This window comes from Pseudomonas cannabina (genome assembly GCF_900100365.1).
Lineage (GTDB): Bacteria > Pseudomonadota > Gammaproteobacteria > Pseudomonadales > Pseudomonadaceae > Aquipseudomonas > Aquipseudomonas cannabina.
This window is the reverse complement of the sequence record NZ_FNKU01000001.1, coordinates 588,566-602,914: the sequence shown is the minus strand read 5'-3', so window position 1 is coordinate 602,914 and position 14,349 is coordinate 588,566. Positions and strand designations below refer to the sequence as shown.

The following is a 14,349-nucleotide window of genomic DNA, read 5'->3' as shown; positions in this document are numbered from 1 at the left end:
ACAACACACCGATGTTGCGACAGCAACACTGTGGGTTCGTTTTTTACACACTGGATGCGGTTGCAGGTAACGCTTTTGAAAAAAGCCTTGAGCTTCGCGATGCGAGACCCTAGGCTGGTGAAATTATTAAAATCAATAAAATGCTTAAAAAACAAATGGTTGCAAACAAAACTCGATCCTGATTCTGATTTTTCACAAAATTTTTTCATTTTCAGGAATTTTGTGCACGCTTGTTGCTTTATCACTCACATGATCACGATGCTTCTGGCGGAAAACAGCGGCGGCAGGATCAAGGGAAAATGTCTCGCGACCCCGGGGAAAGTTTCTGGCAGGCTGCGCACGGACCGATCCGGTCAGGCGCAGACGGTCGATACAGAAACCTGGAAAGCCTGAGTGCAACGCTACTGCTGCATCATGGACGGTTCGCCACGAGTAGCACCGTAAAGATTCTGAAAGGATAGAGCTGTAGCTATCGCAACCAAAGTCAGCGTCATGTAGATTTCGCGGACCAAAAAATAGAAAGAGCCGCCCAGATAAAAAAACAGGTGGGACGGCAAAAAATCTTCTAAAAACCAAAGGAGCAATCACGATGAGAGTGATGAAGTGGAGCGCAATCGCACTGGCCGTTACTGCAGCCAGCGCCCAACTGGCAACAGCGGCACCTTTCGTCAGCGATCAGGCTGATGCCAAAGGCTTTGTTGAAGGCAGCACCTTTGACCTGAAATTGCGCAACTATTACTACAACCGCGACAAGAAAGATGGCGCTGTTGATGATCGCGACTGGACCCAGGGTATTTGGGCCAATTTCAGCAGCGGTTACACTCAAGGCACCGTCGGCGTCGGCGTTGAAGCTTTCGGTTACGGCGGCGTAAAGCTTTGGGGTCCTGACAAGTATTCGGGCTCTGGCAACCTGGTCACCGACTCGAGCGGCAACAACGAAAACACTCAGGGCAAACTGGGTGGCGCGGTCAAGTTCCGCGTTTCGAAAACCGAACTGAAAGTTGGTGACATGCAGCCTACCAGCCCGGTCTTCGCCGTCGGCGGTTCGCGTCTGCTGCCTCAGACAGCAAGCGGTCTGAGCCTGCAAAGCAGCGAAATTACCGGCCTCGATGTTGAAGCAGGACATTTCTACTCGGGCACCAGCCAGGATGACACCAGCCACAGCGGTGGCATCTTTGCAACTTACGCAGGCGTAGAAGCCAAAACCGCTGATTTCGCTGGCGGCAAATACGCTATCAACGACAGCCTGGGCGTTGCGTTCTATGCCGCCAAGCTCGAAGACGTCTGGGATCAATACTACGGTAACGTGAACTACGCATTGCCACTGGGCAATGACCAGTCTCTGGCATTCGATGCGAACATCTACCGCACCGTTGACGAAGGCAGCGCCAAAGCCGGCTCGATCAGCAACACCGCGTTCTCGGGTTCTGCAGCCTACTCGTTCCTTGCTGCACATACCGTGACCCTGGCTTTCCAGAAGATCAACGGCGACACCCCGTTTGACTACATCGGTATCGGTGACAACAACCGCGGTGGCGACTCGATCTTCCTGAACAACTCGATCCAGTACTCCGACTTCAACGGTCCGGGCGAGAAATCCTGGCAGGTTCGTTACGACCTGAACATGACGCCTTACGGTATTCCCGGCCTGAGTTTCATGACCCGCTACATCAAGGGTACTGACATCGACGGCACCAACACTCCGGTGAACAGCGCTTATGCTGGCCTGTACGGTGCTGATGGCGAACACCACGAGACCAACCTTGAGGCCAAGTACGTTGTGCAAAACGGCCCGGCCAAGGACTTGTCCTTCCGCGCTCGTCAAGCATGGCACCGCGCCAATGCCGACGAGGGCGAAGGCGACGTCAACGAGTTCCGTCTGATCGTCGATTACCCGATTTCGATCCTGTAATCGCAACTCAGTACTCGTTAATAGAAGAAGCCCGGCACACGCTGGGCTTTTTCATTCAAGCCTTCAAAGCCTGTTTGCAACCCCCTGCAAGCCCGCCCTGCCCTGTACGTCACTGGATCAGCGCCGTACAATGCCAAGTCTTATTCAGTCTCAGCAACCGACAACGGCCTACCATGCGCACCAGTCAATTTTTGCTCGCCACACAGAAAGAAACCCCTTCCGATGCGGTCGTGGTCAGCCATCAGCTGATGCTGCGTGCCGGCATGATTCGCAAACTGGCATCCGGTCTTTATACCTGGCTGCCCATGGGCCTGCGTGTACTGCGCAAGGTCGAAGCCATTGTGCGTGAAGAAATGGACGCCGCTGGCGCACTCGAAATTCTGATGCCCGGCATCCAGCCTGCGGAGTTGTGGCAGGAATCCGGACGCTGGGAGCAGTATGGCCCGGAGCTGATGCGCCTGGTCGACCGCCACAACCGTGAATTCTGCCTGGGCCCGACCCACGAAGAAGTCATTACCGATCTGGCCCGTAATGAGCTCAACAGCTATAAACAGCTACCGATCAACCTGTACCAGATCCAGACCAAATTCCGTGACGAAATCCGCCCGCGTTTCGGCCTGATGCGTGGCCGGGAATTCGTCATGAAAGACGCCTACTCGTTCCATGCCGACAACGCATCGCTGCAGGTCACTTACGACCGCATGCACCTCGCGTACAGCAATATTTTCAGTCGCCTGGGTCTGAAATTCCGCCCGGTCGAAGCTGACAACGGTTCGATTGGCGGTGCGGGTTCTCACGAGTTCCACGTACTGGCCGAATCCGGCGAAGACGATATCGTGTTCAGCAACGGCTCCGATTACGCGGCCAATATCGAAAAAGCCGAAGCGGTCCCACGCGAGACCTCCCGCCCGGCCGCGACCGAAGAGCTGCGCCTGGTCGACACGCCAAATGCCAAAACCATTGCGCAACTGGTCGAAGGCTTTGGTTTGCCGATTGAAAAAACCGTCAAAACGCTGGTTGTCCACGCGGCAGAAGAAGGCAAGTTGATCGCGCTGATCATTCGTGGCGATCACGAGCTCAACGAAATCAAGGCAAGCCAGCAAGAGTTGGTCGCCAGCCCGCTGGTCATGGCCTCTGAAGCCGAACTGCGTGATGCGATCGGCGCGGGCGCAGGCTCGCTGGGCCCACTGAATCTGCCGCTGCCTTGCATCATCGACCGTTCTGTCGAGCTGATGAGTGACTTCAGCGTCGGTGCCAATATTGATGACAAGCACTATTTCGGCGTCAACTGGGAGCGCGATCTGCCAGTACCGACCGTTGCCGACCTGCGCAACGTAGTGGCCGGCGATCCAAGCCCGGATGGCAAAGGCACGCTGGAAATCAAGCGTGGCATCGAAGTCGGGCACATCTTCCAGCTGGGCACCAAATACAGCGAAGCGATGAAGTGCCAGGTACTGGGCGAGAACGGCAAACCGGTCAACCTAGCAATGGGTTGCTACGGCATCGGTGTTTCCCGCGTGGTTGCTGCTGCCATCGAGCAGAACAGCGATGAGAACGGCATCATCTGGAACGATACACTGGCGCCCTTCCAGATCGCACTGATCCCGCTGCGTTACGAGACAGACGCGGTCCGCGAAGCGACCGACCGGCTGTACGCCGAGCTGACTGGCGCAGGCTTCGAAGTGCTGCTCGATGATCGCGACAAGAAAACCAGCCCGGGCATCAAGTTCGCCGACATGGAGCTGATCGGTATTCCGCATCGCATCGTGGTCAGTGATCGCGGTCTGGCCGAAGGCAATCTGGAATACAAGAGCCGTACCGAGTCGCAACCGCAAGCCATTGCTGTGGCGGATGTGCTGTCGTTCATCCAGGGTCGCGTGAAACGCTGAGTCTAAAGGCGCATCCTTGCTGCAAAGGGTGCGCCGCTCATCACTCGCCCACTCCGCATCTGAGATCTCATGTTCAAACGAAGCACCTTAAGCCTCGGCAGTGTCGTCCTGTGCGGCACTTTTCTCGTCGGCGGCTGTGCCAACCAGTTGTCGCAACGCAACGAACACGAAGAGCGCGTCGAGCGCAAACTGCTCGAACATACGCTGCAGGTCGACATCGGCGAACCCAAAACGCTTGAGTTGCCGCAACGCCGTATCCGCATCCACGAACACAAATCCTTTGAGGTCACCGACTTCGAGGTTACGCGTCACTATGACCGTTACACGCCTTATCAGCCGTGGCGGGAAATCTACGAAATCCCCCTTGGCGCAGTGGCAGTGGTCGCCGGAGTCGGCGCGAACGTCGTCAATGTCGTTGCACTGGGTAATTTGCCGGAAAGCATGACCAAAGACTGGATTCACTATGGCGTTGCCGGTCTCAACCCGTTCATGAATGCACCTTCGCACGGGCGCGCCGAGCAGAACCTGGCGAGCATCGACGAAGTCCAGAAAGACAAACGCATCGAAAACTCGGACCTGCCCTGGAATGAGCGGCCGGTGATCGTCAAGGCCGGGGCTGAAACCCATGAGCTGAGCACGGACCGCAACGGCGTGTTGCGTCTGAATCTGCTGGACAGCCCGTTCGCCGAACAGGACCTGAGCCGCATCACCCGCTTGTACATCAGTGTCGAGGACGATCAGGACAGCGCGCATGCCAGTGCCAGCTTGCCGATCAGCCACTCGCTGCGTGGCAAGTTGCTGGAAGCTCACGCACTGATTTATGACGATCTGGAAGATGATGAAGTCAGTCAGTGGGTGCATCGGGTCAAGCGCCTTTCCGACATGGGTCTGGAAGAGGAAGCCAGCGAACTGGAACAGAACCTGATCGAGCTGACGCGCAACGATCCCCAGTTGCAACGCGAGTTTCTCGAGTCTCTGGCCAGAGACGCGGGCCGACTGGTCGCTGTTCCTGCTCAAAGCGAATAATGCGTCTGGCTGTGCACCCTTGGCGCGGCCAGCCATTAACGCGAGAACAACTCGAGTTGCTCATGCGCTGCACGCAGATCGTGCAGACGCACCCCGACCCCCAGCAGTCGGACCGGCTTGCCGCCTCGGGCGAACGCCTGAGTCAGCAGTTGCTCGTAACTGCCAAGGTCCCTGCCGGCTCCGGACTGCTCCAGCGTCGTCTGCGTGAAATCATGGAATTTCACTTTGACGAACGGTTTGCCAGGCCGGTACTGGCCTTCCATTCGCTCCATGCGCGTGGTCAGGGTTTCCAGCAAGGCGGGTAGCTTTTCGAGGCAGGCAGCCAGATCGGGCAGGTCGTTATCGTAGGTATTTTCCACGCTGACTGACTGACGACGACTGTCGTTCTGCACCGGACGGTCATCAATCCCGTGCGCCAGACTCCAGAGACGCTCGCCAAAACTGCCGAACTCGCGCACCAGGGCCAGTTTGCTGCGGCTGCGCAGGTCGGCGCAGTCAACGATCCCCAGGCGGCCCAGTTTGTCTGCGGTGACCTTGCCCACGCCATGCAATTTGGTGACCGGCAGCGAAGCGACAAAATCCTCGACCTGATCCGGGGTAATCACGAACAACCCGTTGGGTTTTTTCCAGTCACTGGCGATCTTGGCCAGAAACTTGTTGGGCGCCACGCCCGCCGAGACCGTGATATGCAACTGATTCGAGACGCGACGGCGAATGTCCTGAGCAATGCGCGTCGCACTGCCGGAAAAGTGGCTGGCATTCGATACATCCAGGAACGCCTCGTCCAGCGACAATGGTTCGATCAGATCGGTGTAGTCACGGAAGATGGTATGAATTTCACGCGATGCTTCTTTATAAGCGTCCATGCGTGGCTTGACGATGGTCAGGTCCGGGCAGAGCTTGAGCGCATGCCGGGAGGACATGGCCGAGCGCACGCCGTAAGCGCGCGCCTCATAATTGCAGGTGGCGATCACCCCGCGTCGATCTGCCGAGCCGCCCACTGCCAGAGGCTTGCCCGCGAGATCGGGCTCGTCGCGCATTTCAATGGCTGCATAAAAGCAGTCACAGTCGATGTGGATGATCTTGCGCTGCGTCATGACCTGATGCGTTTCGGGAATCCATGGTCGCGCAGTATCTCACCCGTATCGCCAAGTAACACTTAATGATGCGAAAGGCTGCTGAAAAAGTGTGTCATCAGCCGGTGAACGCCCTGCACAAGGCGGGATGAACCCGTCATACGGGCGTCAAACCCTTATCGACACGTTGGATCGGCCTGCTAACCGCCTGCTAAGCGATTGAAGAAAAAGCACTTTTTTAAAACTAACTATTGACACTCCGCCATCTCTCTGTAGAATGCCGCCACACAGACGCGGGATGGAGCAGTCTGGTAGCTCGTCGGGCTCATAACCCGAAGGTCGTCGGTTCAAATCCGGCTCCCGCAACCAAACATCAAAAAAGGCTACTCGAAAGAGTGGCTTTTTTTGTGCGCGTGTCCCGTCCTGAATAAGGTTTACACCTTCTGACCTTTCCTCAGGAGGACTCAATGAATTCGGGCAAAAGGCGCAGCCAGCGCGATTACACGCTAGCCTTTAAATTATCGGTCGTAGATCAGGTTGAAAAAGGCGAGTTGAGTTATAAAGAAGCCCAGCGACGCTATGGCATCCAAGGCCGGTCGACGGTGCTGGTCTGGTTACGAAAGCACGGTCGACAGGATTGGAGCCAAGGCGCATCAATTCGAGAGCCGAGGAACAGGTCCATGACCGAGCCAACACTCCCGCCGACACCTGAGCAGCGGATTAAAGAGCTTGAAGAACAGCTGGTGCTGAGCAATCAGAAGGCCCAGTTCTTTGAAGCTGTCGTGAACGTCTTGAAAAATGACTACGGTGTTTCCATCGTAAAAAAGCGACCCGGCAAGTCCTCTCGCAAGGGCAAATCCAAGACCTGAGCATTACCAGGGCTTGCCTGTTCATGGGTATTTCGCGTCAAGCGTATTACAAGCGTAATCGCGCTTTTGACGCGAAGGTCCGCCAAGACCAAGAGGTGGTGGACTTCGTCCTGGAAAAGCGGCGTCGCCAGCCCAGGCTGGGAACGCGCAAGCTGCACTACTTGATGAGCGTCGAAGCTCCTGCGTCGTTGTGCGTGGGTAGAGACCGTCTGTTTACCATCCTTCGTGATGCGCGCGAGCTGGTTCCGCGCAAACGGGCTTATCACAAGACCACTCATAGTCATCATCGCTTTCGCCGCCACCCCAACCTGCTCAAAGCAGGTCCTGAACAAGTCGTGGCCAATGGACCCGAACAGGTCTGGGTTGCAGACATCACCTATCTGCCTACACAGGAAAGCGTGGCCTATGTGAGCCTTGTGACAGATGCGTACTCACGCAAGATCGTTGGTCATCATGTGCATGAAAGCCTGCATACCCAGTCGGTGATAAAGGCACTGGAAAAAGCGGTAGGAGAGCGAAAAACCGATCAGATGCTGATTCATCATTCAGATCGCGGTGCCCAGTACTGTTCCGACCTCTATCAGCGGCTGCATACCAGGCATGAAATCCGGTGCTCGATGACTGATGGTTATGACTGTTACCAGAACGCTATGGCCGAGCGAATAAACGGAATTTTGAAGACCGAGTTTCTACTCCATCGGCCTAAAGACTTGGCAGATGCAGTGAAAATGGTGGATGAATCGGTGCAGATCTACAATGGGGAGCGACCACACTTATCCCTGAAATACAAAACGCCCGATGCGGTGCATCGGGCGTTTTTGAGCGTGAAACAGGTGTAAACCTATTTCAGGACTAGACAGCGCTCGAAAAGCATCGCTGCGTATTTCTTTCCTGCACTGATTTCGCGACGCGGCGAAGATTTGAGATGCGGGGCGCGCTGACCCTGACTGTGCTGCGCGGCTCACGCTAACCCACTCATTTATCTGTTTTTGGTATTAAGGGTTGACACTTCGGCGTTCGGCTGTAGAATGCCGCCACATAGACGCGGGATGGAGCAGTCTGGTAGCTCGTCGGGCTCATAACCCGAAGGTCGTCGGTTCAAATCCGGCTCCCGCAACCAAACATCAAGAAAGGCTACTCGAAAGAGTGGCCTTTTTTGTTTCCGGTCAAAAACCTCTCCAGGCAACAGCTAACTGTCTGACAAAAAAGACTTTTTGCTACGCCCTTTGAAACCCTATCATCACAGCTGTAACGTAATGTGCTCGGCGACGACAGTTTTTGCAGGCGCTGCCGATAGGCTGTTACTAAGCTGAATCACTACTGAACCACAGCTGAACAGCTTCACCGGGTTTGAATCGTTATTCGCTCGTTAGACGTTGACGCGCTAACATCCTGAAATATTTTTTGCGTAGGGATTGGTAACTTGGCTGTATACCTCCATCCTGTCGCGCACGATCCAAGGAGTGATTGATGCGCGACAACACGTCAGATTCCCATAAAGCAGTTGATGCCGAACAATCCAGCACCCCACCGCGCCTGCACTGGCGGGAGCTGCTAAGCAAATACCGACAGCCTATCGGGCTGGCGGTAATGATGCTGTTATTCGGTCTGGCCCTGATCGCCTGCCGCCACATGCTGGTCGAAATGGACTGGTACGCGCTGCACGACTCGCTGTTCGCAGTCCCCCTGCCCGCGCTGGGCGGCGCACTGCTTGCTGCGGTGATCGGTTACATCATCCTGATGGGCTATGAACTGTCCGCCAGTCGCTATGCGAACGTCGATCTGCCCGTCAAAACGCTGCTTCTCGGTGGTTTCACCTCATTTGCCATCGGCAATGCGGTCGGCCTCTCGATGCTGTCTGGCGGATCAGTGCGTTACCGCCTTTATTCACGCTACGGCGTGGGCGCGATCGAAATTGCCCGGATGACGGTATTTGCCAGCCTCTCGCTGGGCTGCGCACTGCCGCCGCTGGCTGCACTGGCTACGTTGAGCAACCTGTCCGGCGCGTCACTGGCGCTCAAGCTTCCGGTGGAAGTACTGGCTGTCGTCGCCACAGCGGTACTGGCTGGCAGCCTGATGCTGGCGCTTTTCATCTATCGCCGCCGCTTGCCTGAGCAGGACATCCCGCACAATATTCTGGTCCGCCTCGGGCGCCGAACCCTGCGCCTGCCGGACCTGAAGCTGACGTTGATTCAGTTGGTGATTACCGCACTGGACGTCGCTGCTGCAGCAATGGTGCTTTATCTGTTACTGCCGCATGCGCCACCGCTCGGCGCATTCATCCTGATCTACCTGCTGGCCCTCGCTGCGGGGGTACTCAGCCATGTTCCGGGCGGCGTCGGCGTGTTCGAGGCGATCCTGCTGGCCGCGTTTGCCAACGAACTGGGCGCTGCACCGCTGGCCGCTGCGCTGCTGCTGTATCGCTTGATCTACGTGATGCTGCCGCTGTTGCTGGCCTGTCTGACCCTGTTGTTCACCGAGGCGCAGCGCCTCCTGCCAACCAAGCAGGCCACGCGCGTCGCGTCCGGGTTGGCAGCGCCGATTCTGGCACTGCTGGTTTTCTTGTCGGGGGTGGTGCTGCTCTTCTCTGGTGCCACCCCTGAAATCGATACCCGGCTGGAAAACGTCGGCTTCATGATTCCGCACCGACTGATCGATGCCTCGCACTTTGGGGCCAGCCTTGTCGGCGTGCTGTGCCTGTTGCTCGCTCAGGGCTTGCGCCGCAGGCTGTCGGCCGCCTGGATGCTGACGTCTATTTTGCTGCTGGTCGGTGCAGTGCTGTCGATACTCAAGGGCTTCGACTGGGAAGAAGCCAGCATGCTGCTGCTGACTGCCTGCCTGCTGCTGACTTTCCGCCGTTCGTTCTACCGTCCAAGTCGCCTGCTGGAGTTGCCGTTCTCGCCGGTCTACCTGATTGCCAGCATCTGCGTGGTAGGTGCTTCTATCTGGCTGCTGCTGTTCGCTTATCAGGACGTGCCCTACAGCCATCAGTTGTGGTGGCAGTTCACCCTCGATGCAGATGCGCCGCGCGGCCTGCGTTCGGCTTTAGGCAGTGCAGTGCTGTTGGTCGTGGTCTCGCTGACCTGGCTGCTGCGCACCGCAAGGCCGGTGATCAAGCTGCCTGATGCGGCCGATCTGGACAAGGCCGCCGAAATTCTCAAAGCCTCCAGCCAGCCCGACGGCGGGCTGGTGCTGACCGGCGACAAGGCCATCCTGTTTCATCCGGCGGGCAACGCATTTCTGATGTACTCGCACCGCGGACGCAGTCTGGTTGCGCTTTACGATCCGATCGGGCCGACCCAGCAACGTGCCGAGCTGATCTGGCAGTTCCGTGACCTGTGCGACGTGCACCATGCTCGCCCGGTGTTCTACCAGGTGCGCGCGGAAAACCTGCCGTTCTACATGGACATTGGCCAGACAGCCATCAAGCTCGGCGAAGAAGCCCGCGTTGACCTGCGACGCTTTGACATGGAAGCCAAGGGCAAGGAAATGAAAGACCTGCGCTACACCTGGAACCGGGGTGGGCGTGATGGTCTTTCGCTGGAAATCTACGAACCGGGCCAGGCGCCCATCGACGAGCTGAAAGTGATTTCCGATGCCTGGCTGACCGGCAAGAACGTGCGCGAAAAAGGCTTTTCGCTGGGTCGCTTCAGCCCCGAGTACCTGAAATATTTCCGCATTGCCATCGTCCACTTCTTGGGCAAGCCGGTCGCCTTTTCCAACCTGCTGGAAACCACAAGCCTGGAACTGGCCAGCCTGGACCTGATGCGCTCTCACCCGGACGCGCCGAAGTTGACCATGGAATTCATGATGGTCGGCCTGATTCTGCATTATAAAGCCCAAGGCTATGCCCGCTTCAGCCTGGGCATGGTGCCGTTGTCCGGCCTGCAACCTCGACGAGGCGCGCCGATCACCCAGCGCCTGGGCTCGATGATCTTCCGTCGTGGCGAACAGCTCTACAACTTCCAGGGGCTGCGCCGCTTCAAGGACAAGTTCCAGCCCGATTGGGAACCTCGTTATATGGCCGTGCCTGCCGGACTCGATCCGCTTGTGGCACTGGCTGACACCGCCGCCCTGATTGCGGGCGGCTTGACTGGATTGGTGAAACGCTGATGATTCGACGCTCTTGGCGCCAGTTGCTTGCAGCACTGGTAATTGTTCTTTTAGCCGTAGCTTTGGGAATATGGATCTGGAACCGCCCCGCTCCACCTGCATCGCTGGAACACCTGAACCTGGAAAGCGGAGCGCCGCTGACCAGCGTAGCTCCGGCGACCAGCGTCAAGACTCGCATTGCCCTGGCCGTCACCGCTGAAGAAATGCTCACCGACAAGCAATTGCTGGCGATCAGCAAAGATGCGTCGGCGCGCATCATTCAGGTGGTGCTGCCCAAAGACGATTGCGTCTTGCAAGAGAAGACCTTTCAGGCCGCACTGCAGAAACTCGACGGACCGGCAAAGGTGGTCGGCGGCATAGGCCCTGGCGCAACGCTGGCATGGCGCTGGCTGGCCGCGCAGACCGATGACAAGGCGCAGGCTATTTCAGTGGGCTTTGCGCTTGAGCACGTTTCCAATCCTCCACCTGTTCTGGAGGAAGACGAGAAACCGCCACAGATCTGCGACGTGCCACTGCCACAGAAAGCGCCGCACGGGCACTGGCTGGCAGCGTGGAACGACGCTCCGGATGATCCGAGTGCGGCCTTCGTGCGCGATCAGACCAACGCCGACACCAGCATCAGCGACTACGACATTCCCCTGCCGCAGGTTCTTAACACTGAACTGCGCCATCTGCTGCTGGGCGAAAACGACAGCGGCGGCCTGGGTATTCCGGTCGTTGAAGTCCCGGCCAGCCAGCCATCCGATACCGTGACACTGTTTATGTCCGGCGACGGCGGCTGGCGCGACCTGGACAAGGTCGTCGCGGGTGACATGGCCAAAATGGGCTATCCGGTCGTCGGCATCGACGTGCTGCGCTACTACTGGGAACACAAGACCCCGGAACAGACCGCCGTCGACCTCACCGACCTGATGAACCACTACCGGCAGAAATGGGGCACCAAGCGCTTCATCCTGGCCGGTTACTCATTCGGCGCGGACGTGATGCCGGCGATCTACAACCGTCTGGCGGCGGAAGACCAGAACCGGGTCGACGCGATCATTCTGCTGGCCTTCGCCCGCACCGGCAGCTTCGAGATTCACGTTGACGGCTGGCTCGGCAACGCGGGTAAAGAAGCCACCACCGGACAGGAAATGGCCAAGCTGCCAGCTGCCAAGGTGTTCTGCGTCTACGGCATCGAAGAGAAGAAGGACAGCGGCTGCACCGATACCACCGCAGTTGGCGAGGCCGTGCAGTTGCCAGGCGGTCATCACTTCGATGAAGACTACCCGGCGCTGGCCAAACGCCTGATCGACGCCATCAACAAGCGTCAGGGCAAAGCCACTGCCCAATAAGCATTTGCCTGGGCACACCTCAGGGCACAAAAAATCCCGGCACCGTAAGGTTGCCGGGATTTTTTTATGCGTCAGGGCTCATGCCTGCACGTTTACATCTCGACCTGCGTACCCAGTTCGATCACCCGGTTGAACGGCAGCTTGAAGAAGCGCAGGTTGCCATTGGCGTTCTTGAGCATGAAGGCGAACAACGCTTCGCGCCAGCGCGCCATGCCATCCATTTTCGACGGGATGACTGTCTCGCGACTGAGGAAGTACGTGGTGCGCATCGGACTGAAGTCCAGCTCTGCCAGGTGACACAGTGCCAGCGCAGCAGGCACATCCGGCTCGTCGATGAAGCCGAAGTGCAGGATCACCCGATAGAAGCCTTCGCCATAGGATTCCACTTCGAAGCGCTGTGCGGCGGGCACCCGCGGGGAGTCTTCATACACCACGGTCAGCAACACCACCTGCTCATGCAGCACCTGGTTATGCAGCATGTTGTGCAGCAGCGCATGGGGAACAGCGTCCGAACGTGCAGTCAGAAACACTGCCGTGCCTTGCACACGATGCGGCGGCTGTACGCGAATGCTGCCGATGAAGATCGGCAATGGCAGTCCGCCTTCGTCGATTCGCTCAGCCAGTAGCTGTTTGCCACGCTTCCAGGTGGTCATGAGGATGAACAGCACCGCACCCGCCAACACTGGAAACGCCCCGCCCTGAAAGATTTTCGGCACGTTGGCGGCGAAGAACAGGCCGTCCACCAGCAACAGGCAGATCAACAGCGGCACGGCCAGCAGCGGTGGCCATTTCCAGAGCATCAGCATGACCGTCGACACCAGAATCGTGGTGCAGAGCATGGTCCCGGTAACCGCCACGCCGTAGGCGGATGCCAGCGCACCAGACGACTCGAAACCGATCACCAGCATGATCACACCGGCCATCAGCGCCCAGTTCACGGCACCGATATAGATCTGCCCCTGCGCGTCACTGGAGGTGTGCTGAATGTGCATCCGCGGGATGTAACCCAATTGAATCGCCTGCAACGTCATCGAGAACGCGCCAGAGATCACCGCCTGAGACGCAATGATCGTCGCCATCGTCGACAGCCCGATCAGCGGCAGCAGCGCCCAGCCCGGCGCGAGCAGGTAGAACGGGTTACGTACCGCTTCAGGATTGCCCAGCACCAGCGCGCCTTGCCCGAAATAGTTGAGCAGCAGCGCGGGCAATACGAGGATGAACCAGGCGCGCGAGATCGGCTTGCGACCAAAGTGCCCCATGTCGGCATACAGCGCTTCGGCGCCGGTCAGCGCCAGGACCACGGCGCCCAGAATGGCAACGCCGATCCCCGGATGAATGATGAAAAAATTCAGCCCCCATGCCGGATTGACCGCCTTCAGCACCTCCGGCGACTGCATGATGCCGTATACGCCCAGCGCACCCAGCACCAGAAACCAGACCACCATCACCGGCCCGAACAGCACACCGATGCGCGCGGTGCCATGACGCTGAATCAGAAACAGGCCCACCAGCACAATCAGCGCCATGGGCACGATCCAGTGATCGAGGCCATCAAACGCAAGTTCCAGCCCTTCCATCGCCGACAACACCGAAACTGCAGGGGTGATCATGCTGTCACCGTAGAACAATGCGGCGCCGAACAGTCCGAACACCACCATCATCATTTGCAGCCGGGGATGCTTGGCCGACGCTCGCCGCGCCAGGGCCATCAGCGCCATGATGCCGCCCTCGCCCTGGTTATCGGCACGCAGTACGAACGCCATGTATTTGAAGGAAACCACCCAGATCAGCGACCAGAAGATCAGCGACAGCACGCCGAGAATCGCGTCATGGGTCACGTCCACACCGTAACCACCCTGAAACACCTCCTTGAGGGTGTACAGCGGACTGGTGCCGATATCGCCATAAACCACCCCTACCGCGGCGATCAGCAACCCGATGGGCTTGGCAGCGCCGCCGGCCTCCGCATGACTGTTTGCTTGACTCATCCACTACTCCCGGAAACCAGACATGAGGTTCAACACTGAGAACATCACAAGGCGTAACAATTCAGATTCAGCCAGACATTGACATGCCTCGGCGCGATGGCGCGAAGCATAACGCAGCGGTCAAGGTAATTCTCTTTCTAAG

9 protein-coding genes and 2 tRNA genes are annotated in these 14,349 nt (G+C 57.8%); 8 read left to right on the top strand and 3 right to left on the bottom strand.

The window, feature by feature from the left end; genetic code table 11:
* Window positions 1–192 precede the first annotated feature (192 nt).
* Window positions 193–588, bottom strand: coding sequence for a hypothetical protein (locus BLT55_RS33365; RefSeq protein WP_156357544.1), 396 nt, complete (start codon window positions 586–588; stop codon window positions 193–195).
* Window position 589: 1 nt separating this feature from the next.
* Here BLT55_RS33365 and BLT55_RS02855 point away from each other — a divergent pair, with 1 nt between their 5' ends.
* The 3 genes from BLT55_RS02855 (at window position 590) to BLT55_RS02845 (ending at window position 4,827) form a co-directional block, all read left to right on the top strand.
* Entirely contained in the window at window positions 590–1,912 is a 1,323-nt protein-coding gene (locus BLT55_RS02855; protein WP_007250200.1) for an OprD family porin, read from the top strand.
* A 173-nt stretch (window positions 1,913–2,085) separates the two neighbouring features.
* Window positions 2,086–3,801 carry a proline--tRNA ligase gene (locus BLT55_RS02850; protein WP_007250199.1) on the top strand — a complete coding sequence of 572 codons (1,716 nt, stop codon included), beginning with the start codon at window positions 2,086–2,088 and terminating at the stop codon, window positions 3,799–3,801.
* Window positions 3,802–3,870: 69 nt separating this feature from the next.
* Window positions 3,871–4,827 carry a hypothetical protein gene (locus BLT55_RS02845; RefSeq protein ID WP_055000897.1) on the top strand — a complete coding sequence of 319 codons (957 nt, stop codon included), beginning with the start codon at window positions 3,871–3,873 and terminating at the stop codon, window positions 4,825–4,827.
* A 35-nt stretch (window positions 4,828–4,862) separates the two neighbouring features.
* On the opposite strand, the gene dinB is transcribed toward BLT55_RS02845, so the two are convergent.
* Window positions 4,863–5,924, bottom strand: a complete 1,062-nt coding sequence (dinB, locus tag BLT55_RS02840; RefSeq protein WP_055000896.1) for a DNA polymerase IV — start codon at window positions 5,922–5,924, stop codon at window positions 4,863–4,865.
* Window positions 5,925–6,195: 271 nt separating this feature from the next.
* Here dinB and BLT55_RS02835 point away from each other — a divergent pair.
* The 5 genes from BLT55_RS02835 (at window position 6,196) to BLT55_RS02810 (ending at window position 12,219) form a co-directional block, all read left to right on the top strand.
* A tRNA-Met gene (locus tag BLT55_RS02835) sits at window positions 6,196–6,272 on the top strand.
* Between the two features lie 98 nt (window positions 6,273–6,370).
* Window positions 6,371–7,611, top strand: a protein-coding gene (locus BLT55_RS02825; protein ID WP_167359962.1) for an IS3 family transposase whose coding sequence is annotated in 2 segments (ribosomal slippage) — window positions 6,371–6,722 and window positions 6,722–7,611 — 1,242 coding nt in all. Because the reading frame shifts where the segments join, the coding sequence is not laid out codon by codon here.
* 204 nt (window positions 7,612–7,815) lie between these two features.
* Window positions 7,816–7,892 (top strand) — tRNA-Met (locus BLT55_RS02820).
* A gap of 350 nt (window positions 7,893–8,242) precedes the next feature.
* Window positions 8,243–10,885, top strand: coding sequence for a bifunctional lysylphosphatidylglycerol flippase/synthetase MprF (gene mprF, locus BLT55_RS02815; RefSeq protein ID WP_054999733.1), 2,643 nt, complete (start codon window positions 8,243–8,245; stop codon window positions 10,883–10,885).
* Complete coding sequence (locus tag BLT55_RS02810; protein WP_054999734.1) at window positions 10,885–12,219, top strand: virulence factor family protein; 1,335 nt, start codon at window positions 10,885–10,887, stop codon at window positions 12,217–12,219. The genes mprF and BLT55_RS02810 overlap by 1 nt, the downstream gene beginning before the upstream one ends.
* Before the next feature lie 92 nt (window positions 12,220–12,311).
* On the opposite strand, the gene BLT55_RS02805 is transcribed toward BLT55_RS02810, so the two are convergent.
* Complete coding sequence (locus BLT55_RS02805) at window positions 12,312–14,207, bottom strand: potassium transporter Kup (RefSeq protein ID WP_054999735.1); 1,896 nt, start codon at window positions 14,205–14,207, stop codon at window positions 12,312–12,314.
* Window positions 14,208–14,349 lie beyond the last annotated feature (142 nt).

Bases quoted from the DNA above. Each gene is read 5' to 3' on its own strand.
- BLT55_RS02855 (WP_007250200.1), top strand. From the start codon at position 590: ATGAGAGTGATGAAGTGGAGCGCAATCGCACTGGCCGTTACTGCAGCC.
- BLT55_RS02850 (WP_007250199.1), top strand. From the start codon at position 2,086: ATGCGCACCAGTCAATTTTTGCTCGCCACACAGAAAGAAACCCCTTCC.
- BLT55_RS02845 (WP_055000897.1), top strand. From the start codon at position 3,871: ATGTTCAAACGAAGCACCTTAAGCCTCGGCAGTGTCGTCCTGTGCGGC.
- dinB (WP_055000896.1), bottom strand. From the start codon at position 5,924: ATGACGCAGCGCAAGATCATCCACATCGACTGTGACTGCTTTTATGCA.
- mprF (WP_054999733.1), top strand. From the start codon at position 8,243: ATGCGCGACAACACGTCAGATTCCCATAAAGCAGTTGATGCCGAACAA.
- BLT55_RS02810 (WP_054999734.1), top strand. From the start codon at position 10,885: ATGATTCGACGCTCTTGGCGCCAGTTGCTTGCAGCACTGGTAATTGTT.
- BLT55_RS02805 (WP_054999735.1), bottom strand. From the start codon at position 14,207: ATGAGTCAAGCAAACAGTCATGCGGAGGCCGGCGGCGCTGCCAAGCCC.